Here is a 20,037-nt window from a genome sequence, read left to right as displayed (position 1 = left end):
CGAGCCTAGCCCTCTCCACGCTTCATGGGGAGGGTGGGCGCGCCTCGCGCTCCGCTTGTCCGGCCCGCCGCCCTCTGCCACGCTCGCCTGGCGGCCGAGGGGGAGTGGCGTGGCGGTTCTGAAGCTCGAAGAGGTCGTCAAGCGCTTCGGCGACTTCACCGCCGTGGACGAGCTCAGCTTCTCGGCCCCCGAGGGCAAGGTGTTCGGCTTCCTGGGCGGCAACGGCGCGGGCAAGACGACGACGCTTCGGATGGTTCTGGATATCCTGCGGCCCACCTCCGGCCGGATCGAGGTGCTGGGGCGCAGGCCCGGGCCGGCGGTCGCCCCCGAGCTCGGCTTCCTGCCCGAGGAGCGCGGCCTCTACCGCAAGATGACGCCGCTGGAGACCGTCACCTACTTCGGCCAGCTGAAGGGCATGGGCGGTCGGCAGGCCGCCCGGGCGGGCGCCGAGCTGATCGAGCGGTTCGGGCTCTCCCAGTGGGCGAAGCAGCCGGTGGAGCGGCTCTCCAAGGGCATGGCCCAGAAGGTCCAGCTCGCCGCCGCCCTGGTCAACGGACCCCGCCTGCTGATCCTCGACGAGCCCTTCTCCGGCCTCGATCCGGTGAACCAGGCGGTGCTGGAGGAGACCATCCTCGACCTCGCCCGCACCGGGTCCTCAGTGATCTTCTCCACCCACGTGATGCAGCACGCCGAGCGGCTGAGCGACCGGCTGCTGCTGCTCTCGCGCGGCCGCAAGGTGTTCGAGGGCACGCCGGACCAGGCCCGCGCGCGCCTGCCGGTGAAGATCACCCTCTCCAGCCGCAGCGACCCGTCCGGCCTGCCCGGCGTGCGGGCGGTCAGGCCCGCGGGCGAGGCCGACGCCGAGGGCTGGCGCGAGTGGGAGGTCGATCTCAAGCGCGGCGCCGACCCCGCCGAGGTGCTGCAGGCCTGCATGGCCGGCGGGGTGCCGCTGCGCCGCTTCGAGACCCGCCGGGCCAGCCTGCACGAGGTCTTCCTGCACCTGGTGGGCGACAAGGCCGAGCCGCTGGAGCAGGCCGCGTGAGGGCGGTGCTGCTCATCGCCTGGCGCGAGTTCCGCCAGGTGGTCCGCACCCGCGGCTTCTGGATCAGCCTGCTGGTCCTGCCGCTCGCCCTCGGCGTGACCTACCTGGGCCAGCGGCTCGGCGGCCCCTCAGGCGGCGTGGCCTACATGCTGGTCGACGGCACGGGCCAGTACGGGTCGGCGATCCGGCAACGGCTCGAGATGGGTCACCAGCGGCAGGTGCTGATCGAGCTCTCGCGCTATGAGGCGCGCTGGCTGGGCGAGGGGCCGGCCGAGCCCCGCCGCTGGTTCTCCGAGGCCGAGGTCGCCGAGTTCATCGCTTCCGGCGGCGCGCCGGCGCGCCTGCGGACGCTGCAGACCCGGCTGCCCGAGGAAGCGCCGCCGTTCGAGCCGCCCTCGCCCGCCGTCGCCGAGGCCGCCCCGCCCCGCAGCGTCGCGGCCGCCAGGGACCCCGCCGCGGTCGAGGCGGCGGTCTGGGCCTTCATCGGCGAGCAGACCGCCACCGACTACGGCCGCCGCAGGCTGACCACCGTCGTCTACATCCCGCCTCAGTTCGGAGAGACGACGGCCGCCGTCCGCGTCTGGACCAGCGGCGTGCCGAGCGCGACGGTGATCGAGGTCGTCCGCAGCGAGCTCGCCCGGCAGCTACGGCGCCAGGCCCTGGCCGGCGCCGGCGTGCCCGCCGAGAAGGTCGCGGCGATCGAGTCGCTCCAGGCGCCGGTGCTGGTCACCTCCGCGCCGCCGCGGCCCGCCTCGCGGATGACGGCCGGCTCCATCCTGCCGCTGGGCGCGGCCTACCTGCTGCTGATGTCGATGCTGATGAGCGGCTCGCTGCTGCTGCAGGGGGTGATGGAGGAGCGCTCCAACAAGCTCCTGGAGGCGGTCCTGGCCTGCGTGACCCCCGCCCAGCTGATGTACGGCAAGCTGCTCGGCCTGGGCGCCGTCGGCCTGATCATGATCGGCGCGTGGGGCGGCTGCGCGGCCTTGGCCGCGGCCAGCGTCGACGGGCCGGTCGGCGAGGTCATCAAGGCCGTGACGCCCGCCGCGGGCGGCGGCTGGCTGCTCGCGGCGGTGCTCTTCTACTTCTTCGCCGGCCAGGTGATGTACGCGACGCTGTTCCTGGCGGTCGGCTCGATGAGCGACTCCATGCAGGACGCGCAGGGCTATCTGACGCCGATCATGCTGACCGTCCTGCTGCCGTTCATGCTGCTGATGGGCCAGATGATGCGCAATCCGGACGGCTTCCTGCCGACGGTGTTGCCGTGGATCCCGATCTACACCCCGTTCGCCATGCTGGCGCGGATGGGCCAGGGCGTCTCGGTCGCCGAGGCGGTCGGGACCTCGGTGCTGCTGGTCGCCTTCATCGCCGTGGAGCTGGTGCTGCTGGGCCGGCTTTTCCGGCGCAACCTGCTGCGCACCGGCCAGCCGCCCCGGCTGGGCGAGCTGGCGCGGCTCATGCGCGCGAAGGCCGGCGACTAGACCAGCGACCGGGGGTCTTTGACTCGCGGGCCGGCGGGGCTCAGGATTTGGGCCAGCCGCATCCGTCGGAGATCGCCATGCCGACCTTGACCCGGCCGGAGGGGACCCGGCCCGAGGATCTCCACCTGTCCCGGCGCGCGCTCGGGCTGGCCGCCTTCGGGGGCTACGCCGTCTACGCCCTCAGCGCCGACGCCGAGCCGATCCACACCGACGAGGCGGGACTGGTCGCCGAGACCGTGCAGCTGCCCGCCGCCGACCGGCCGATCCCCGCCTATCTCGCCCGCCCCGACGCCCCCGGACGATTCCCGGTGGTGGTCGTCGTCTCGGAGGTGTTCGGGGTCCACGAGTACATCCGCGACGTCTGCCGCCGGCTCGCCAAGCTCGGCTACGTGGCGCTGGCCCCCGACTTCTTCGTCCGCTCCGGCCAGGACCCGTCGACGATCAGCGACTTCGGCGAAATCCGGAAGATCGTCTCCACCGCCTCCGACGCGCAGGTGATGGGCGATCTGCGCGCGGGCCTGACCTTCCTCTCGCGGGCCCCGTTCGCCGACCGGCGGCGGATGGCGATCACCGGCTTCTGCTGGGGCGGGGCGGTGGTCTGGCTGGCCTGTTCCAGGTTCCGCGAGTTCCGGGCGGGCGTGGCCTGGTACGGCCGCCTGGCGCGGCCCAAGCCCGGCGACTTCCTCGGCGAGCCGGAGCGGCGGTGGCCGATCGAGCTGGTCTCCGATCTCCGGGCGCCGGTGCTCGGCCTCTACGCCGGCAAGGACCAGGGCATCCCGCTGCCGGACGTGGAGGCCATGCGGCAGGCGCTGGCGGCCCACCGCAAGCGCGGCAGCGAGATCATCGTCTACCCGGAGGCCCAGCACGGCTTCCACGCCGACTATCGCGCCCAGTACGACGCCCAGGCGGCCCAGGACGGCTGGGCCCGCATGCTGCTGCACTTCGCCCGCAACGGCGTCGCGCCGCGGCCGGTCTAGCCGCGCGGCCGCCGCAGCAGCAGCAGGATAGCGAACGCGGCCAGCCCGCAGACACCGATCCCCAGCACCGCCAGCCTCGGCGAGGCGGCCAGACCCATGGCCAGCAGGAAGGGCGAGACCGCCCCGATCAGGCGGCCCGGCAGGTTGATCATCCCCGCCCGCGCGCCGAAGCCCGCCGCCCCGAACAGGGCCAGGGGCAGGGTCCCCCGTACGATGGTGTAGAGGCCGTTGCCGGCGCCGTAGAGGATGGCGAAGGCCGCCGCGGCCGGCGGTCCGGCGAGCAGCAGCACGGCCACCGACAGCGGCAGCAGGCCGATCGCGACGCGTGCGGAAACCAGCGGATGGACCCGCCTGACCAGCGCGAACTCGGCCAGCCGCGCGCCGACCTGGGCCGGTCCCAGCAGGGCGCCGGCGCCGAGCGCGGCGGCCGCGCCGACGCCCAGCGCGGTCAGCATCGCCGGAAGGTGGGCGGACACGGCCGAGGAGATCCCGGCGATGAGCGCGAACGCGGTCGCCAGCAGGACGAGGGTCAGGAGCGGCCGCTCGGGAGCCGGGGCGTCGCTCTCGCCGCCCTCCTGGCGGGCGCCGGGGACGGCGCGGCCCTTCGGCAGGGACAGGTGCAGCGGCAGGCAGATCAGCAGGTTGGCGCCGGCCCAGGCGAAGCAGGCTCCGCGCCAGCCGACCTGGGTCTCGAGCCAGGCGGTGAGCGGCCACCCGATGGTGCTGGCGAACCCGGCGATCAGGGTCACGCCGGTGATCGCCCGGCGCGCGTCCTGGCCGTACCAGCCCACCAGCCCCGCGAACGCGGCGTCGTAGAGGCCCAGGCACATGGCGGCGCCGATGACCGCCCACGCGAGGCCGAGCTGCAGCGGATCCTGCGCCAGGCCGAGCGCCGCGCCGCCCACGGCGAACAGCACCGAGGCCGCCGCCAGCGGCGCCCGTCCGCCCCGGCGGTCGATCAGCCGCCCGACCGCTGGGCCGGCGAAGGCGGTCACCAGCAGCGCGCCGGAGAAGACCAGGAACACGAAGGCCGGCGAGGCGCCCACCGCCGGGCCCATGTCGCCGGCCAACGGCGCGGGAAGGTAGAAGCTGCCGGCGTAGCCGATCGTCTGGGTCGCGCCGATGGTCGCCACCGCGCGGCGCACGCGCAGCGGCGGGGAAGGATCGGTTTCGGAGGAAGGCTCGCCCACAGCGGCGCTCAAGCTGCGCCGCGTCGCGGCCGGCGGCAACGCCCGAGCTGAGGCCGAAGCCTAGAAGGGCGGGATTTCGCTCGGGGGCGGCGGGGCCTCGGGCTCCACGGGCGGCGGGGCGATGGGCTCGGCCGGCTCAGGAACGACCACCGGCGGCGGCGCCGGCGGCGGAGCCTTCTCGACCAGCTTGGCGTCGGCCTCCTCGTCCGCCTTCTTGTCCTCCTCCTTCTCCTCTTCGGCCTTCTCGGGCGGGGGAGGAGGCGGGGCGTCGATGATCGGGGTCGCGTCCGGCGCATCGATGGCGGCGGAGGAGGGGCCGCCGGGCGCGGCCTCGCCGGGCAGCCGTCCCCGCTCAGGCGCGCTGACGAAGCCGAGGCCGAGGCCGCCGAGGGCGACGAGGCCGATCAGCACGGCGACGACCTGCAGGACGGAGCGGGGCATGGTCCACATGGCCGCGGACCCTAGTGCGAGCCTCGGAAAAGCGGAAGCGTGAACGCGCTGCGGCTTTGCGCCCCGGAGAGCGGCTAGTCCTTGTCGCGGGCGCGCCCGCCGCCGTTTCCGCCTCCGTCTCCGTCCTGGCGTTCGGACCGGCGGGCCTCCCGCTCGGCCTGCCGCTGGGCCCGCTCGGCGGAGCGGTCGCCCCCGCCGCCGTCCGACGCCCGCGTCTCGCGCTGCGCCTGCCGTTCCGCCCGCTGCTGCTGCTGGCGGGACTCGCGCCCGGCCCGCTCGCGGCCGGACCGCTCCGCACGTTCACGTTCGGCGCGGGCCTGACGCTCCGCGGCCATGGCCTGGCGCTCGCCCTCGTTCCGCTCGCGCGCCTGGCGTTCGGCGCGGCCCCGCTCGCGTTCGGCCCGTTCCTGAGCCGCGCGCGCTTCGGACGCCTCGCGGTTGCGGCGGGCCTGGCGCTCGCTCTCCTGGGCGCGCTGGCGCTGCTCCCGGGCCTCGCGTTGGCGGCCCTGCTCCACCCAGGCGTTGGCGTCGCGGGCGGCGTCCGCGGCGGTGCGCTCCCGGCCCGCACGGCGCTCGGCGCGCTCCTGCTGCTGGCGCTCAGCGCGGGCCTGCCGCTCGGCCTGTCCGCGCTGGGCCTGCGCCTGGGCCTGGCGCTGGGCCCGCTCCTGCTCACGGCGAGCCTGCCGCTCCGCCTGTTGCTGCCCCCGCTCGGGCCGGGCCTGGCGCTCGGCCTGCCGCTGCGCGCGCTCGACTTGCCGCGCCGGGCGCTCGGCCTCGCGGACCTCAGCCTGCCGACGCTCGGGACGGTCCTGGCGCTCGAGGCGTTGGACCTGGCGCGCCTCGCGCCGCGCCTCACGCTCGGCCTGGCGCCCCTCGCGCACGGCCTCGCTGGCGCGTTCGAGGCGGCGGTCCGCCGGCTCCCGCTCAGCGCGGCGCTCGTCCCGCCGCTCGCCCTGGAAGCCGAACCGCTCGGGGGCGGGCAGGGCGGCGAACTGCCGGCGCTCGGCCTCGTCCTGGCGCCGGGCCTGGCGCCGCTCGATCCGCTCCTGCGCCCGCTCCAGGCGGGCGATCTGACGCTCGCGGCGCTCGCGCTCGTCCCGGAACCGGCGCAGCTCGCGCGCCCCGGTGCGGTCGCGGTAGGCCCGCCAGTCGTCCTCGCGGGCGGCCGCCTCGATCCACACCGTCTGGCTCTGAGCCACCACCGGCTGGCGGGCCAGCCACAGCGTCTCCTCGACGCGCAGGCGCCGCTCGCGCCGGGCGGCCCGGCGCAGCTCCCGGGCCCGCGCCCAGTAACGGCCGGCGTGGTCGGCCCGCTCGTAGAGGATGTTCTGCGGCAGGATCTGGCCCGCCAGGTCGTAGATGATCACCAGCCGGCCGACGTCGTCGTAGCCGTAGCCGAACTCGTCATCGCGGATGAAGTAAGGGTAGTCGTCCTCGGGCTCGTAGTAATAGTAGCGGTAGCCGTGATCGATGGGCTCGGCATAGAGCATCCAGTCGTCCTCGGTCTCCCAGACCCAGGGCTGGACCTCGTCATAGATGAAGCCGTAGTCCGGCGGGGCCCGATAGAAGGCCTGGTCGACCGCGTACGCCCGTTCGGCCCAGGCGTAGCCGTTGTCGTACGAGGCCAGCCGGCCGATCCGGGCCGGCGGCGCGGGCGGCAGTTCCCAAGGGTCGGGGGCCAGCGCCAGGGGCGGCGGCGGCGCATCGAAGGTCGGCGGCAGGTCCAGAGGCGCTGAGGCCGGCCGGTCCCAGAAGGCCACATCCTCGAGCTCGCAGGCCGACAGGCCGAGGCTGAGGGCCGTGGCGGCCAGCAGGACGGCGGCCTTCGGACGCCGGCGGACAGGCGAGGGCATGACTGCGATCCTCGTCGAGCTACGCGCGCTGCGGCGCTTCGAACTGGCGACCTTCCGCCAACGCGCCTGAACGCAGCCTGATCCGCCGGTAAGCTCCGGTTCACCCTTGCGGCGGGAATGCGGCGGAGCTTGACCGTGGCCCGGGCGCCCGGAGTGGGCGCTCCGGCCACGCTTCAGCCTTCACAGTAAACGCCTCTTAACCCTCGCGCGGGCACAGATGGGCCAAGAATCGAGCATGGGGTGTCTGATGGCGCGGACTGCGCGGCGTACGGGCGTAGAGTTGGGGCTGCACATCGCCGCCTTGGCCTGGACGCACCCGAACACCGCCCGCCTGCGCGGCGGCCTGATCGCCGTGGCGGGCGTGGCCCTGGCGGTGGCGCTGGCCACCTACAACGCCGCCGACCCGAGCCTCAACGCCGCCTCCGCCTACGGGCCCACCAACGTGCTGGGGGGCCCCGGCGCCGTGGTCGCCGACATCGGCGTGCAGTCGCTGGGCCTGGCTTCGGGCTTTGCGGCCCTGATCATGGTGCTGCTGGGCCTTTCGCGCGTCTCGACGCCCGAGCCGGACCTGACCCGCAAGGCGCTGCGCCGCCGGGCGCTCATCGGCGCCGTCGGGATCGTGGCGCTCGCCGGCCTGCTGGCGCTGCCGGCGCCGCCCGCCACCTGGCCGCTGGCCAAGGGATTGGGCGGCTTCTGGGGCGAGGCCATGATGGGGCTGCTCGGCGGCCTGCTCGATTTCGCCCGCCTGCCGGCGGCCAAGGCCGTCGCCGGCGGGGTGCTCGGCCTGATCGCCGCCGGGACGCTCGCCTACGCCCTGGCGCTGCCGCGGCCGCAGCTCTCCGGCCTGCCGAAGCTGAAGGCGAAGGCCAAGCCGTCCGGCCGCGCGCCGGCGCCGGCCGAGGCGCCCCGCCGCAAGGGCCTGGAGATCCGAAGCCCTGCGCCCGTGGCCGCCTTCGAGGACGACGAGGAGGAGCCCGAGGTCGCCCCTGCGCCGGCCGCGCCCCCCATTCCGCTGAACATCAAGGCTCCCAAGGCGCCGCCAAGGGAGTCCGGCCGCGAGGTGCGCGAGGCCCAGGCCAGCTTCGAGTTCGCCCGGCCCGGCGGCTTCGCGCTGCCGGAGCTGGCCATGCTGGCCAAGCCCAAGCCCCGGGCCGCCCAGTTCGACGAAGGCGCCCTGCGCCAGAACGCCCAGCTCCTGGAGAGCGTGCTGGCCGAGTTCGGCGTCCGCGGTCAGATCGACCAGATCCGCCCCGGCCCTGTGGTCACCCTCTATGAGCTCGTGCCGGCCGCCGGCGTGAAGAGCGCCCGGGTCGTGGCCCTGTCCGACGACATCGCCCGCTCGATGAGCGTCGCCGCCTGCCGCGTCTCGGTGGTCTCCGGCCGTAACGCCATCGGCATCGAGCTGCCCAACCAGAAGCGCGAGACGGTCTACCTGCGCGATCTGTTGGCCTCGCCGGAGTACGAGAAGACCACCCAGGCCCTGCCGATGGCGCTGGGCGAGAACATCGGCGGCGAGCCCTACATCGCCGACCTCTCCAAGATGCCCCACCTGCTGATCGCCGGCACCACCGGCTCGGGCAAGTCGGTGGGCGTCAACGCGATGATCCTGTCGATCCTCTACCGCCTGCCGCCCGAGCAGGTCCGGTTCATCATGATCGACCCGAAGATGCTGGAGCTTTCCGTCTACGACGGCATCCCGCACCTGCTCGCCCCCGTGGTCACCGACCCGAAGAAGGCCATCGTCGCGCTCAAGTGGACCGTGCGCGAGATGGAGGACCGCTACCGCCGCATGTCCAAGATCGGCGTGCGCAACGTGGTCTCCTACAACGAGCGCGCCAAGGAGGCCGCGGCCAAGGGCGAGCACTTCGAACGCACCGTCCAGACCGGCTTCGACGACGCCGGCCGGCCGATCTACGAGAGCGAGCGGATCAACCCCGAGCCGATGCCATACATCGTGGTGGTGATCGACGAGGTCGCCGACCTGATGATGGTCGCCGGCAAGGACGTGGAAGGCGCCGTCCAGCGCCTGGCCCAGATGGCCCGCGCCGCCGGCATCCACCTCGTCATGGCCACCCAGCGCCCGTCGGTCGACGTCATCACGGGCACCATCAAGGCCAACTTCCCGACCCGGATCAGCTTCCAGGTCACCTCGAAGATCGATTCCCGCACCATCCTGGGCGAGCAGGGCGCCGAGCAGCTGCTGGGGCAGGGCGACATGCTCTACATGGCCGGGGGCGGCCGCATCACCCGCCTGCACGGCCCCTTCGTCGCCGACCAGGAGGTCGAGGCCGTCGCCAAGTTCCTGCGCGAGCAGGGCCAGCCGCAGTACCTGGAAGAGGTCACCGCCGGCGGCGACGAGGAGGGCGAGGAGGCCGCGCTGGACCTCGGCGGCGAGGGCGGCGGCAACGACCTCTACGACCAGGCCGTGGCCATCGTCACCCGCGACGGCAAGGCCTCCACCAGCTACGTCCAGCGCCGCCTGCAGATCGGCTACAACCGCGCCGCCAGCCTCATCGAACGGATGGAGCGTGAAGGCGTCGTCGGCCCCGCCAACCACGCCGGCAAGCGCGAGATCCTCGCCGGCCCGCCGCCGATCTAGAACGTCATCCCGGACGGCCGGCAGGCCGATCCGGGACCCAGCACCTCCGCCTCGGAGCCTGGGTCCCGGCTCTCCGCTACGCTACGGCCGGGATGACGGGAAGTTGGTGCGCCCGATCACCCCAGGTTCAGGTCGCGTCCGCCATACCCGCGCCTTTCGGCGGCGCCAGATAGCGCCTACGTGCGTTATGGCCGCCCGAAGAGATGCGATTGGAGCTTGGATGACTTCCACGATGACCCGCCGGGCCCTGGCGCTCGGCCTCGCGGCCCTGCCGGTCCCGGCGCTGGCCCAGGGCGCGCCGGCGCTCTCGGCCGCCGACAAGGCCCTGGTGGACAAGGCGGTGGCCTACCTGCAGTCGCTCGGCGAGGCCAAGGGCCGGTTCGTGCAGACCGACCCGCGCGGGGCGGTGACCCAGGGCGCGCTCTACCTCAAGCGGCCCGGCAAGGCCCGGTTCGCCTACGATCCGCCCGCCGGCCTGCTGGTGGTCTCGGACGGGGCGCTGGTGTCGATCCACAACACCAAGCTGAAGACCTTCGAGAGCTACCCCCTCGGCGCGACGCCGCTGAACCTGTTCCTCGCAAAGCAGATCCGGCTGGACCGCGGGGTCGTGGTCACGCGGGTGACCCGCCACTCGGACGGCTTCTCGATCACCGCCCGCGACGGCAAGCGCCAGGCGGACGGCCAGATCACCCTGACCTTCTCCAACAGCCCCATGCGGCTGCTCGGCTGGACGGTGACGGACCCGCAGGGCGGGGCGACGCGTGTGCGGCTGTCGAACCTGCAGCCGACGTCGGGCCTGGCGAACTCGCTGTTCGTGCTGAAGGATCCGCGTCCGCGCGGGGTGGGTCGCGGCAAGATGTGACATTTGGGCGACACGCAAGCTTTTCGATTCTTGCCGTTGACTTTGGCTTACGGCGTTCCAATAATGTCACACACGAGGGCTGTGACGGCTGCGTCCAGCCTGCCCGTGCCGGAATATCCCCTCCCGGCGGCGGCATGAGAGACAAACTTGACGCCCGGGCTTCTCTCCAGCGCCCGGGCGTTTTCTCGTCTCTGGTGGGCCGCATCGGCCGCATGGCGCAGGGCCGCGGCGCCGCTTAGATAGCCGCCATGCGCCTTCGTATCGCCACCTGGAACATCAACTCGGTCCGCATGCGCGTCGACCAGGTCGCCCGCTTCGTCGCCGAGCAGGCCCCCGACGTGCTGTGCCTGCAGGAGATCAAGTGCCGCGAGGGCGAGTTCCCGGTGAACGCCTTCGTCGAGATGGGCCTGCCCTACCTGAAGATCGCCGGCCAGAAGGGCTGGCACGGGGTGGCGATCGCCTCGCGCCTGCCGCTCGAGGACGCTCCCGAGCTCGGCCTCTGCCGCGAGGGCCACGCCCGCTGCGTGTCGGCCAAGGTCGCCGGCGTCGAGATCCAGAACTTCTACATCCCGGCCGGCGGCGACGTGCCCGACCGGACCGAGAACCCCAAGTTCGACCACAAGCTCGACTTCTTCGAGAAGCTCACTGCCGAAATGGCCAAGCGCGATCCAAAGGACCCGCTGATCGTCACCGGCGACCTGAACGTGGCGCCCGGCGAGCACGACGTCTGGAACCACAAATACATGTCGAAGGTCGTCAGCCACACGCCCGTCGAGGTGGCGGCGATGGCGGCGCTGAAGGCCTCGATCGGCTTCATCGACCTGCCGCGCGAGTGCATTCCCGAGCCGCAGAAGCTGTTCAGCTGGTGGAGCTATCGGGCCCTGGACTTCCGCATGTCCAACCGCGGCCTGCGGCTCGACCACATCCTGGCCTCCCCAGGCCTGAGGGACGCCGCCTTCCGCCTCGGCTGCGCCTCGGCCCGCGTCCACGACGACTGCCGCGAGTGGGCCAAGCCGTCGGATCACGCCCCCGTCAGCGCCGACCTGGTGCTGTGAGTCCCCGGTGACGGGTTGCGGCCGAAGCCGCCGCTACCTGTCACCTCGCGCCGCGATGGGTGACGGGCAGCCGCGCGTCGCACGGCGACCGGTCACCGTCAGCTTACGGCGCCAGCCGGTATCCACCCGCCTCGGTCACCAGCAGCCGGGCGTTGGACGGGTCCGGCTCGATCTTCTGGCGCAGGCGGTAGACGTGGGTCTCCAGCGTGTGGGTGGTGACGCCGGCGTTGTAGCCCCAGACCTCGGCCAGAAGCTCCTCGCGCGGCACCGGCTTCTCGCCGGCCCGGTAGAGGTACTTCAGAATGTTGGTCTCCTTCTCCGTCAGCCGGATCTTCTTGCCGGAATCGTCGACCAGCATCTTGCCCGACGGGCGGAACTCGTAGGGCCCCAGCCGGAACACCGCCGCCTCGGACTGTTCGGCGTTGCGCAGCTGCACCCGGATGCGGGCCATCAGCACGGCGAACTTGAACGGCTTGGTGACGTAGTCGTTGGCCCCGGCCTCGAGCCCCTCGATGGTGTCGGTGTCGGTGTCCGCCGCCGTCAGCATGATGATCGGCGCCCCGACGCCGCCCTTGCGCAGTTCGCGGCAGACCTCCCGCCCGTTCATGTCGGGCAGGTCGACGTCCAGCAGGATCAGGTCCGGTCGCCGGTCGCGGGCGATGCTGACGCCCTCCTTGGCGGTGGGCGCCTGCAGGGCGTCGAAGTCCTCGGATTCCAGTTGTTCGGCGAGCGCGCCGCGCAGGTCCTCGTCGTCGTCGACGATGAGCAGGGTCTTGCGTTGGGCCATGCAGGGAACATGCACTGTTCCACCCCGCCGGGCCAACCCCATACAACCGGGAACGGGCCGATCAGCCTCCCGCCGGGGTCCGGGCGCCGAACAGAGCCGATCCGACGCGCACGCTCGTGGCCCCGAAGCGAACCGCGGTCTCGAAGTCGTCGCTCATCCCCATCGACAGGCCCCCGATCCCGTTGCGGGCCGCGATCTTGGCCAAGAGGGCGAAGTGCGGGCCGGGCGGCTCGTCGGCCGGCGGGATGCACATCAGGCCCTCGACGGCGAGCCCATAGGCCGTGCGGCAGGTCTCGATGAAGGCGTCGGCCTCGGCCGGCGCGACGCCGGCCTTCTGCGGCTCCTCCCCCGTGTTGACCTGGACGTAGAGCCTGGGCGTGCGGCCCTGGCGGGCCATCTCGTCGGCCAGCGCCCTGGCCAGCTTCTCGCGGTCGAGGGTCTCGATGACGTCGAAGAAGGCGACGGCCTCCTTGGCCTTGTTGGACTGCAGGGGGCCGATCAGCCGCAGCTCCAGGCCCTCAGCCTTGCCGGTCCAGCGGGCCATGGCCTCCTGCACGCGGTTCTCGCCGAAGATCCTCTGGCCGGCGGCGAGGATGGGCTCTATCCGCTCCCAGGGCTGTTGCTTGGAGACGGCGACGAGGGTGACATCGCCCGGGGCGCGGCCGGCCGCCGCCGCGGCGCGGGCGATCTTGCCCAGCACGTCGGCGCGGGCGGCGGCGGGATCGAAGGAGGGGCTCATCGGCGGCTTCTGGACCCTGGAGCGGACGGCCCGCTGCTTAAGCCGCCGCTCGCGGCTTTCAAAGCCCCTGCCCGCCCTGCTGTTCTTCACCGACCCGCAGCGGACGCCCGATCCGGAGCGGATTGCCGAGCGCCTGCCGCGCGGGGCGGGGATCGTGTTCCGACCGTTCGGGGCGCCGGACGCCGCGGCCCAGGGCCGGCGGCTGGCCGCCATCGCCCGACGCCGGGGCCTCGTGCTGCTGGCCGGCGCGGATCCGAAGCTCGCCCGTCGCATCGGCGCCGCCGGCGTCCACCTGCCGGAGCGACTGGCCCCCCGCGCCAGCGCCCTGCGCCGCGCCCGCCCGGGCTGGATCGTCACCGCCGCCGCCCACAGCCTCCCCGCCGCCCGCCGGGCGCTCGCCGCCGGCGCGGACGCGGTCGTGCTCTCGCCGGCCTTCCCCAGCCGCAGCCCGTCGGCGGGACGGCCGCTCGGGCCGATGCGGTTGAGCGTCTGGGTGCGGGCGGGCGCGCGGCCGGCCTATGGACTGGGGGGCGTGTCCGAGCGGACGGCGAAACGGCTTCTCGGGACCGGCCTCGTCGGCCTCGCAGCCGTGGAGGCGCTCGCCTGACGCTCGTCAGGTCATCGCGCCGGGTCGCCGGGACAAGCGCTGCGATGACGGATTGTGGGGGTGTCGGCCTGGCGCCGGTCTAGAACTTGAAGGCGGTCTCGAGGCGGACGCGCGGACGGCCCTCGACGGGCTCGGTCTTGCGGTAGGCGGGCTGCTCGGTCTCGCCGAGGGCGACGGCGCCGCCGATGCGCAGCTTCGGCGTGATGCGGAAATAGGCCCCGGCCTGGACGTCGTTGGCGGTGGCGTCCCGGCTTTGGGGTTGATCGAAGTTCAGCGTGACACCCCACCGGCCCTTGCGGGTGTCAAGCTTCAGCGACTTGGCCGTACCTTGCGGAGTAAGGGCCGTGGCCTCGTTGCGGACGGAGAAGTCCAGGCCCTTGGGCTTGGCGGTCTGCGCCTGGGCCGCCGACGCGGTCACGGCCAGCGCGGCCGCACCGATCAACGAACCCAGAACGCGAACCGTAGACTTCACCGGTTTGGGCCCCCTCGCCCCGAGACGCGACCTGTTATGGCCGCGCCGCTTGGCTGCGAATAAAGGGTCCGACCGCCGCAAGGTCAACCGGGACTCGTCCATGGCCGGACCCATGCCGACCGATCGTGGCCGCCCTGTGGCGAGAAGGCCACGCGATTCCTGTTTGGCGCCTCTGCGGGCGTTGTTATAGAGGCGCTCAGGGGGCGACGCGACGCTTGCGGGCGGCGCGCAGACGCCAATGGACTAGGAGCTTGCCTGATATGCGTTTCGTGCGCGGAGACTGGACGAAGGCCGCCATCGTTGGATCGCTGGCCCTCAGCCTCGTCGCGCTGGGCGGCTGCGGGACGGCTCGCAAGGTGATGGGCCGCGACGACGCGCCCGCCCGGGACGACGCCACCGCCACCATCGGCGTCAACTCGTACCTGTGGAGCGCCACCCTGGCGACGCTGTCGTTCATGCCGCTGGTCTCGGCCGACCCCTATGGCGGGACGGTCATCACCGACTGGTACGTGAACCCGGAAACCCCGAACGAGCGCTTCAAGGCGACGGTCTACATCCTGGACGCCCGCCTGCGCGCCGACGGCCTGAACGTGTCGGTGTTCAAGCAGGTGCGCGACGCCGCCGGCAACTGGGTGGACGCCCCGGCGGCGGCCCAGACCGAGACCGATCTCGAGAACGCCATCCTCACCAAAGCGCGGCAGCTGCGTCTCTCCAACATCCGCGGCTAAAGGCGCCTCGCCATGGCCCGCTACAATCCGAAAGAGGTCGAGCCCAAGTGGCGCGCGGCGTGGGCTGACGCCGACGTCTTCCGCGCGCGCGCCGAACCGGGCAAGCCCAAGTACTACGTCCTGGAGATGTTCCCCTATCCGTCGGGACGCCTCCACATGGGCCACGTGCGCAACTACTCGCTGGGCGACGTGATCGCCCGCTACAAGCGCGCGCGGGGCTTTGCGGTGCTGCATCCCATGGGCTGGGACGCCTTCGGCCTGCCGGCCGAGAACGCGGCCATGGAGCGCGGCGTCGATCCGAAGGCCTGGACCTACGAGAACATCGACCGGATGCGGGCCGAGCTGAAGGAGCTGGGGCTGGCCATCGACTGGTCGCGCGAGTTCGCGACCTGCGACGTCGAGTACTACGGCAAGCAGCAGGCCTGGTTCCTGGACCTGTTCAAGGCCGGCCTGGTCTACCGCAAGGAAAGCGTCGTCAACTGGGACCCGGTGGACCAGACCGTCCTGGCCAACGAGCAGGTGGTCGACGGCCGCGGCTGGCGCTCCGGCGCGGTGGTGGAGAAGCGCAAGCTGAACCAGTGGTTCCTGCGCATCACCGACTACGCCGACGAGTTGGTCGATGCGCTCAAGACCCTGGACCGTTGGCCGGACAAGGTCCGGACCATGCAGGAGAACTGGATCGGCCGCTCCAAGGGGCTGAAGTTCGCCTTCGACTTCGCGGGGCCCGCGCCGGCCGGCTTCGACGCCGGTCTGGAGGTCTACACCACCCGGCCCGACACCCTGTTCGGGGCAAGTTTCGTCGGCATCGCGCCCGATCATCCGTTGGCGGAGCAACTGGCGGCGGCGGATCCCAAGGTCGCCGCCTTCGTCGCCGAGTGCCGCAAGGGCGGGGTCTCGGAGGCCGAGATCGAGACCGCCGAGAAGATCGGCTGGGACACCGGCCTGAAGGTGAAGCACCCCTTCGACCCGGACTGGGAGCTGCCGGTCTGGATCGCCAACTTCATCCTGATGGACTACGGCACCGGGGCGATCTTCGCCTGCCCGGCGCACGACCAGCGCGACCTGGACTTCGCCCGCAAGTACGGCCTGCCGGTGAAGCCCGTCGTCATGCCCGCGCACTACGACTGGGAAGGCGACGTGTCCGCCTTCGAGAGCAACATCCTCGATGGCGAGGCCTACACAGGGTCGGGCGTCATTTACAATTCGGCCTTCCTGGACGGGAAGGACGTGGAGGTCGCCAAGGCCGAGGCCATCGCCCGCATCGAGGCGATGGGCAAGGGCGAGGGGACGACCGTCTACCGGCTGCGCGACTGGGGCGTCGCCCGCCAGCGCGGCTGGGGCTGCCCGGTGCCCGTCGTGCACTGCGCCAAGTGCGGGGTCGTGCCGCTGCCCAAGAGCGCCCTGCCGGTGGCGCTGCCCGACGACCTGGACTTCGGCAAGCCCGGCAACGCCCTGGCCCGCCATCCGACCTGGAAGCACACCACCTGCCCCGACTGCGGCGGGCCGGCCGAGCGCGAGACCGACACCCTGGACACCTTCGTAGACTCCAGCTGGTACTTCGCCCGCTTCGCCGACACCGAGGCCGAGGAGGCGATCTCCAAGGAAGCGGCCGACTACTGGCTGCCGGTCGACCAGTACATCGGCGGCATCGAGCACGCGGTCCTGCACCTGCTGTACGCCCGCTTCGTCACCAAGGCACTGGCCGACCATGGCCAGCTGTCGGTGCGCGAGCCGTTCGCGGGCCTGTTCACGCAGGGCATGGTCACCCACGAAAGCTACCGGCGGCAGAACGGCGAGTGGGTCGAGCCCCGCGAGGTGGAGGTCATCACCGAGGGCAAGACCCGGCGGGCCAGGCTGATTTCGACCGGAGAGCCGGTGGTCATCGGCGACGTCGAGAAGATGAGCAAATCCAAGCGCAACACCGTTGCGCCGGAGGAGATCTTCGACGTCTACGGCGTCGACGCCGCGCGGCTGTTCGTGCTGTCCGACTCCCCGCCCGAGCGGGACGCCCAGTGGTCCACCAGCGGGGTCGAGGGCGCCTGGCGGTTCGTGAACCGCGTCTGGAACGAGTTCGACAGCCAGCCGGCGGCGCCGGCCGGCGAGGCCGGGCCCGATGCGAAGGCCGACGACCTGCGCGTCTTCACCCACCGCACCGTCAAGGCGGTGACCGAAGCGGTCGAGACCTTCCGGTTCAACAGCGGCATCGCCCGGCTGTACGAGTTCCTGAACAAGCTGAAGGACTTCCCGGCCGCGCAGGCGAGCCCGGCGGTGCTGGCCGCCCGTCAGGAGGCGCTGTCCGCCTTCGCCCGGCTGATCGCACCGTTCACGCCCCACCTGGCCGAGGAGTGCTGGACGCGCATCGGCGGCGAGGGCCTGGTCGCCAACGCGCCCTGGCCCGGGTTCGACGCGGCCCTGACCGAGGATGCGGTCAAGGTCCTGCCGGTGCAGGTGAACGGCAAGCGCCGCGGCGAAGTTCGCGCCCCGGCCGGCGCCGAGCCGGCGGATGTGGAGAAGATCGTGCTTGACGATCCGGAGATCACGCGGCGCCTTGAGGGCTTGACCATTCGCAAGGTGATCGTGGTGAAGGATCGCATCGTCAACATCGTGGCGGCCTGACCGGTGCGCCGGCTCGCCCTCTTCGCCATCGCCGCCGCCGCCCTGGCGCTGACCAGCTGCGGCTTCCAACCCCTCTACGGCCAGCCGGGCGTCGTCGGCGGCCTGGCCTCGGTCAAGGTGTATGCGCCGGAAGGCCGCGCCGGCCACCTGCTGCGCGAGCACCTGGACGACGCGCTGGCCAGCCGCCCGGACTCGCCGGCGGCCTACCGCATGGACCTCGCCTATTCCGAGGTGCGTTACCCCCGCGGGCTGCGCGTCGATAACGTTGCGACCCGGTATGAATATGTGCTCACGGCCGACTACACCCTGCGCACCCTGCCCGCGCTCGCGCCGGTGAAGAACGGCCGGGCCCGGGTCACCGTCACCTACGACTCCGCCGACCAGCCCTACGCCTCGATCACCGCCCAGCAGGACGCCCAGGACCGCGCCGCCCAGGAGGCGGCCCGCCGGATCCAGCTCGAGCTCGCCGCCTGGCTGGCGGCGCAACGGGGGTCCTGACGCTCCCATGGAGCTGAAGCGGCGCCCGGACGTCGAGCGCTTCCTGAAGTCTCCGGACAAGGCGATCCGCTGCGCGCTGATCTACGGGCCGGACGCGGGCGTCGTGCGCGAACGCGCCGCGCAGCTCGCCGCCGCCGCCACCGAACGGCCAGACGATCCCTTCGACGTCGCCCTGATGACCGACGCCGACCTGGACGCCGGCGGCGCCTCCCTCGAAGGCGAGCTTTCCGCCCAGTCGATGATGGGCGGGCGCCGGCTCGTGCGGCTGCGGCTGACGGCCGAGAAGCTCGAGAAGGCCGTGGCCGAGGCCCTCGCCGCCCACGCCGAAGGCCGCTTCAACCCCGAAGCCTTCTTCCTCGTCGAGGCCGGGAACCTCGGCCGCCGGTCGGCGCTGCGCAGCGCGGCCGAGAAGGCGGCCCAGGCGGTCGCCATCCCCTGCTATGAGGACGAGCCGGGCGACGTCGCACGCCTGGTGCGCGAGGCGCTGGCCAAGGACAACGTCAGCCTCAACAACGACGCCCTGGCGGTGTTCGTCGCCCGCCTGCCGCGCGAGCGCGGCGTGGCGCGCCAGGAGATCGAGCGGCTGGCGCTGTTCCTGGGGCCCGGCAGCGGGCGGACGGCCACCCCGGAGGACCTGGAGGCCTTCCTCGGCGTCGAGCCGGAGGCCTCGCTGTTCGATGCGGCGTCCGACGCGTTCGGCGGGCGTCTCGCCGAGGCGCAGGCCGGCCTGCGTCGGGCGGCTCAGGAGGGCGAAGCCGGACCGGCCGCCGTGCGGGCGATCGGCATGCACCTGGGCAAGCTGCGACGCACGCTCACCCTCGTGCAGAGCGGCGCAGGCGTGCAGGAGGCCGCCAAGGCGTCCGGCGTCTTCTGGAAGCAGGAGCGGGAGTTCCTGCGCCAGGCGCGCGCCTGGTCCCTGCCCGAGCTGGAGCGCATCCAGCCGGAGGTCCTCTCCGCCGACCGCGCCTGCAAGTCCGCCGGCGCCCCCGACCACCTGATCGCCGAACGCCTGGCCCTGACCATCGCCAGCCGCGCCAGACGGCTGGGGCTCTGAAAGCACCGTCATCCCGGCCGGAAGCCCGCTCGCGGGCTGGAGAGCCGGGACCCAGTGGTCCAGCGCAGCTGCTGGGTCCCGGATCGGCCCTACGGGCGGTCCGGGATGACGTTCTTGTTCGCTTGCGAGAGCCCTACCCCGCCCGCGTCAGCCGGCGACAGAGGTCGTCGAGCTGTTCGAGAGTTTCGTACCGGATGGTAAGGGCGCCGGTCCCGCCGCGGTCGTCGATGGAGACCTCCAGGCCCAGCACGTCGGCCAGGTCGTTCTCCAGGGCCATGGTGTCGACGTCCTTGGAGCGGCGACGGCCCTTCCCCGCCGCCTTCGGCGGCTTGCCGGGCGCGGAGCGGCCCAGGGCCTCGGCCTCGCGCACCGAGAGGCCCTTGGCGATGATCTCCTCGGCCAGCGCCTCGGCGTTCGGCGCGGTGGCGATGGCCCGGGCGTGGCCGGCCGAAATGCGGCCCTCCAGCAGGTGGTTGCGCACGCCCTCGGGAAGGGACAGCAGTCGCAGGGTGTTGGCCACATGGCTGCGGCTCTTGCCGACCGCCTCGGCCACCGAATCCTGGGTGCGGCCGAAGCGGTCCATCAGCTGCTTGTAGGCGGTGGCCTCTTCGATCGGCGACAGGTCCGCCCGCTGGACGTTCTCGATGACGCCGATCTCGAGCACCTGCATGTCGGTGAGCTCGCGCACCAGCACCGGCACGGCGGAAAGACCTGCCCGCTGGGCCGCGCGCCAGCGCCGCTCGCCGGCGACGATCTCGTAGCGACCCTCGCCTTTCGGGCGGACCAGGATGGGCTGCAGGATGCCCTTGTCGCGGATGGAGGCGGCGAGCTCGGCCAGCTGCTCCTCCGGGAACACCCAACGGGGCTGGTCCGGGTTGCGCTCCAGGAACTCGATGGGAACCTCGCGGACCGTGGCCCCGGGCGGCGCCGGCGGCGGCGGCGCCTCGGCCGGGCGCACGTCCTCCTCGCCGAGCAGCGCCGACAGGCCGCGGCCGAGGCCTCTGCGGTTCTCCGCCATTCCTCGCCCCTT

The 20,037-nt window shown here is 72.6% G+C and carries 18 protein-coding genes and 1 pseudogene; 11 read left to right on the top strand and 8 right to left on the bottom strand.

Annotation, left to right across the window (positions count from 1 at the left end; translation table 11 throughout):
• Positions 1-109: 109 nt before the first annotated feature.
• The 3 genes from ACFSC0_RS07835 (at position 110) to ACFSC0_RS07825 (ending at position 3,497) form a co-directional block, all read left to right on the top strand.
• On the top strand, positions 110-1,042 hold the full coding sequence (locus ACFSC0_RS07835) for an ABC transporter ATP-binding protein (protein WP_377284444.1): 933 nt from the start codon (positions 110-112) through the stop codon (positions 1,040-1,042).
• Complete coding sequence (locus ACFSC0_RS07830) at positions 1,039-2,520, top strand: ABC transporter permease (protein WP_377284443.1); 1,482 nt, start codon at positions 1,039-1,041, stop codon at positions 2,518-2,520. The genes ACFSC0_RS07835 and ACFSC0_RS07830 overlap by 4 nt, the downstream gene beginning before the upstream one ends.
• 77 nt (positions 2,521-2,597) lie before the next feature.
• Positions 2,598-3,497, top strand: a complete 900-nt coding sequence (locus tag ACFSC0_RS07825) for a dienelactone hydrolase family protein (RefSeq protein WP_377284442.1) — start codon at positions 2,598-2,600, stop codon at positions 3,495-3,497.
• On the opposite strand, the gene ACFSC0_RS07820 is transcribed toward ACFSC0_RS07825, so the two are convergent.
• The 3 genes from ACFSC0_RS07820 to ACFSC0_RS07810 all read right to left on the bottom strand — a co-directional run bounded on the left by ACFSC0_RS07820 (position 3,494) and on the right by ACFSC0_RS07810 (position 6,990).
• Positions 3,494-4,687 (bottom strand): MFS transporter, encoded by a 1,194-nt coding sequence (locus tag ACFSC0_RS07820; protein WP_377284441.1) that lies wholly within the window; start codon positions 4,685-4,687, stop codon positions 3,494-3,496. The genes ACFSC0_RS07825 and ACFSC0_RS07820 overlap by 4 nt on opposite strands.
• Before the next feature lie 60 nt (positions 4,688-4,747).
• Positions 4,748-5,128 (bottom strand): hypothetical protein, encoded by a 381-nt coding sequence (locus tag ACFSC0_RS07815; RefSeq protein WP_377284440.1) that lies wholly within the window; start codon positions 5,126-5,128, stop codon positions 4,748-4,750.
• Between the two features lie 83 nt (positions 5,129-5,211).
• Positions 5,212-6,990 (bottom strand): hypothetical protein, encoded by a 1,779-nt coding sequence (locus tag ACFSC0_RS07810; RefSeq protein WP_377284439.1) that lies wholly within the window; start codon positions 6,988-6,990, stop codon positions 5,212-5,214.
• A gap of 247 nt (positions 6,991-7,237) precedes the next feature.
• Here ACFSC0_RS07810 and ACFSC0_RS07805 point away from each other — a divergent pair, with 247 nt between their 5' ends.
• Positions 7,238-9,589 carry an FtsK/SpoIIIE family DNA translocase gene (locus tag ACFSC0_RS07805; RefSeq protein WP_377284438.1) on the top strand — a complete coding sequence of 784 codons (2,352 nt, stop codon included), beginning with the start codon at positions 7,238-7,240 and terminating at the stop codon, positions 9,587-9,589.
• On the opposite strand, the pseudogene ACFSC0_RS07800 reads toward ACFSC0_RS07805, so the two are convergent.
• Positions 9,586-9,684: pseudogene (locus tag ACFSC0_RS07800) on the bottom strand (hypothetical protein); the annotation flags it as partial. The gene ACFSC0_RS07805 and the pseudogene ACFSC0_RS07800 overlap by 4 nt on opposite strands.
• 125 nt (positions 9,685-9,809) lie before the next feature.
• Here ACFSC0_RS07800 and ACFSC0_RS07795 point away from each other — a divergent pair.
• On the top strand, positions 9,810-10,451 hold the full coding sequence (locus ACFSC0_RS07795) for a LolA family protein (protein ID WP_377284437.1): 642 nt from the start codon (positions 9,810-9,812) through the stop codon (positions 10,449-10,451).
• A gap of 248 nt (positions 10,452-10,699) precedes the next feature.
• Positions 10,700-11,506 (top strand): exodeoxyribonuclease III, encoded by an 807-nt coding sequence (locus ACFSC0_RS07790; protein WP_377284436.1) that lies wholly within the window; start codon positions 10,700-10,702, stop codon positions 11,504-11,506.
• Between the two features lie 103 nt (positions 11,507-11,609).
• On the opposite strand, the gene ACFSC0_RS07785 is transcribed toward ACFSC0_RS07790, so the two are convergent.
• Both ACFSC0_RS07785 and ACFSC0_RS07780 read right to left on the bottom strand, forming a co-directional pair.
• Positions 11,610-12,293 carry a response regulator transcription factor gene (locus ACFSC0_RS07785; protein WP_377284435.1) on the bottom strand — a complete coding sequence of 228 codons (684 nt, stop codon included), beginning with the start codon at positions 12,291-12,293 and terminating at the stop codon, positions 11,610-11,612.
• Between the two features lie 61 nt (positions 12,294-12,354).
• Positions 12,355-13,032, bottom strand: a complete 678-nt coding sequence (locus tag ACFSC0_RS07780) for a YggS family pyridoxal phosphate-dependent enzyme (RefSeq protein WP_377284434.1) — start codon at positions 13,030-13,032, stop codon at positions 12,355-12,357.
• Between ACFSC0_RS07780 and ACFSC0_RS07775 the strand changes: the two genes are divergently transcribed.
• Positions 12,983-13,639: a thiamine phosphate synthase gene (locus ACFSC0_RS07775; protein ID WP_377284433.1), complete on the top strand. Its 657-nt coding sequence runs from the start codon at positions 12,983-12,985 to the stop codon at positions 13,637-13,639. The genes ACFSC0_RS07780 and ACFSC0_RS07775 overlap by 50 nt on opposite strands.
• Before the next feature lie 79 nt (positions 13,640-13,718).
• Here the strand turns inward: ACFSC0_RS07775 and ACFSC0_RS07770 are convergent, their stop codons facing one another.
• A complete protein-coding gene (locus tag ACFSC0_RS07770) occupies positions 13,719-14,081 on the bottom strand; it encodes an NtrZ family periplasmic regulatory protein (RefSeq protein ID WP_377355121.1) in 363 nt (120 codons plus the stop codon).
• 290 nt (positions 14,082-14,371) lie between these two features.
• On the opposite strand from ACFSC0_RS07770, the gene ACFSC0_RS07765 reads away from it, so the two are divergent.
• From ACFSC0_RS07765 to holA, 4 genes are read left to right on the top strand one after another with little or no spacing between them, the layout of a single operon-like run.
• A complete protein-coding gene (locus tag ACFSC0_RS07765) occupies positions 14,372-14,839 on the top strand; it encodes a DUF3576 domain-containing protein (RefSeq protein WP_377284431.1) in 468 nt (155 codons plus the stop codon).
• A 12-nt stretch (positions 14,840-14,851) separates the two neighbouring features.
• Entirely contained in the window at positions 14,852-17,455 is a 2,604-nt protein-coding gene (gene leuS, locus ACFSC0_RS07760; RefSeq protein ID WP_377284430.1) for a leucine--tRNA ligase, read from the top strand.
• 3 nt (positions 17,456-17,458) lie between these two features.
• A complete protein-coding gene (lptE, locus tag ACFSC0_RS07755) occupies positions 17,459-17,953 on the top strand; it encodes an LPS assembly lipoprotein LptE (RefSeq protein WP_377284429.1) in 495 nt (164 codons plus the stop codon).
• 7 nt (positions 17,954-17,960) lie between these two features.
• Complete coding sequence (gene holA / locus ACFSC0_RS07750; RefSeq protein ID WP_377284428.1) at positions 17,961-19,007, top strand: DNA polymerase III subunit delta; 1,047 nt, start codon at positions 17,961-17,963, stop codon at positions 19,005-19,007.
• Positions 19,008-19,140: 133 nt separating this feature from the next.
• Here holA and ACFSC0_RS07745 read toward each other — a convergent pair whose 3' ends face one another.
• Positions 19,141-20,025 carry a ParB/RepB/Spo0J family partition protein gene (locus ACFSC0_RS07745; RefSeq protein ID WP_377284427.1) on the bottom strand — a complete coding sequence of 295 codons (885 nt, stop codon included), beginning with the start codon at positions 20,023-20,025 and terminating at the stop codon, positions 19,141-19,143.
• Positions 20,026-20,037: the final 12 nt, after the last annotated feature.

This window comes from Phenylobacterium terrae (assembly GCF_042681205.1).
In the GTDB taxonomy this organism is placed as follows: domain Bacteria; phylum Pseudomonadota; class Alphaproteobacteria; order Caulobacterales; family Caulobacteraceae; genus Phenylobacterium; species Phenylobacterium terrae.
The sequence above is the reverse complement of the archived record's forward strand: the minus strand, read 5'-3'. Positions and strand labels throughout refer to the sequence as shown.

Excerpts from the sequence above, each read along its gene's own strand:
- ACFSC0_RS07810 (WP_377284439.1), bottom strand. The coding sequence starts at position 6,990 with ATGCCCTCGCCTGTCCGCCGGCGTCCGAAGGCCGCCGTCCTGCTGGCC.
- ACFSC0_RS07745 (WP_377284427.1), bottom strand. The coding sequence starts at position 20,025 with ATGGCGGAGAACCGCAGAGGCCTCGGCCGCGGCCTGTCGGCGCTGCTC.
- ACFSC0_RS07780 (WP_377284434.1), bottom strand. The coding sequence starts at position 13,032 with ATGAGCCCCTCCTTCGATCCCGCCGCCGCCCGCGCCGACGTGCTGGGC.
- ACFSC0_RS07795 (WP_377284437.1), top strand. The coding sequence starts at position 9,810 with ATGACTTCCACGATGACCCGCCGGGCCCTGGCGCTCGGCCTCGCGGCC.
- ACFSC0_RS07825 (WP_377284442.1), top strand. The coding sequence starts at position 2,598 with ATGCCGACCTTGACCCGGCCGGAGGGGACCCGGCCCGAGGATCTCCAC.
- ACFSC0_RS07765 (WP_377284431.1), top strand. The coding sequence starts at position 14,372 with ATGCGTTTCGTGCGCGGAGACTGGACGAAGGCCGCCATCGTTGGATCG.
- ACFSC0_RS07790 (WP_377284436.1), top strand. The coding sequence starts at position 10,700 with ATGCGCCTTCGTATCGCCACCTGGAACATCAACTCGGTCCGCATGCGC.
- ACFSC0_RS07815 (WP_377284440.1), bottom strand. The coding sequence starts at position 5,128 with ATGCCCCGCTCCGTCCTGCAGGTCGTCGCCGTGCTGATCGGCCTCGTC.
- holA (WP_377284428.1), top strand. The coding sequence starts at position 17,961 with ATGGAGCTGAAGCGGCGCCCGGACGTCGAGCGCTTCCTGAAGTCTCCG.
- ACFSC0_RS07785 (WP_377284435.1), bottom strand. The coding sequence starts at position 12,293 with ATGGCCCAACGCAAGACCCTGCTCATCGTCGACGACGACGAGGACCTG.
- ACFSC0_RS07805 (WP_377284438.1), top strand. The coding sequence starts at position 7,238 with ATGGCGCGGACTGCGCGGCGTACGGGCGTAGAGTTGGGGCTGCACATC.
- leuS (WP_377284430.1), top strand. The coding sequence starts at position 14,852 with ATGGCCCGCTACAATCCGAAAGAGGTCGAGCCCAAGTGGCGCGCGGCG.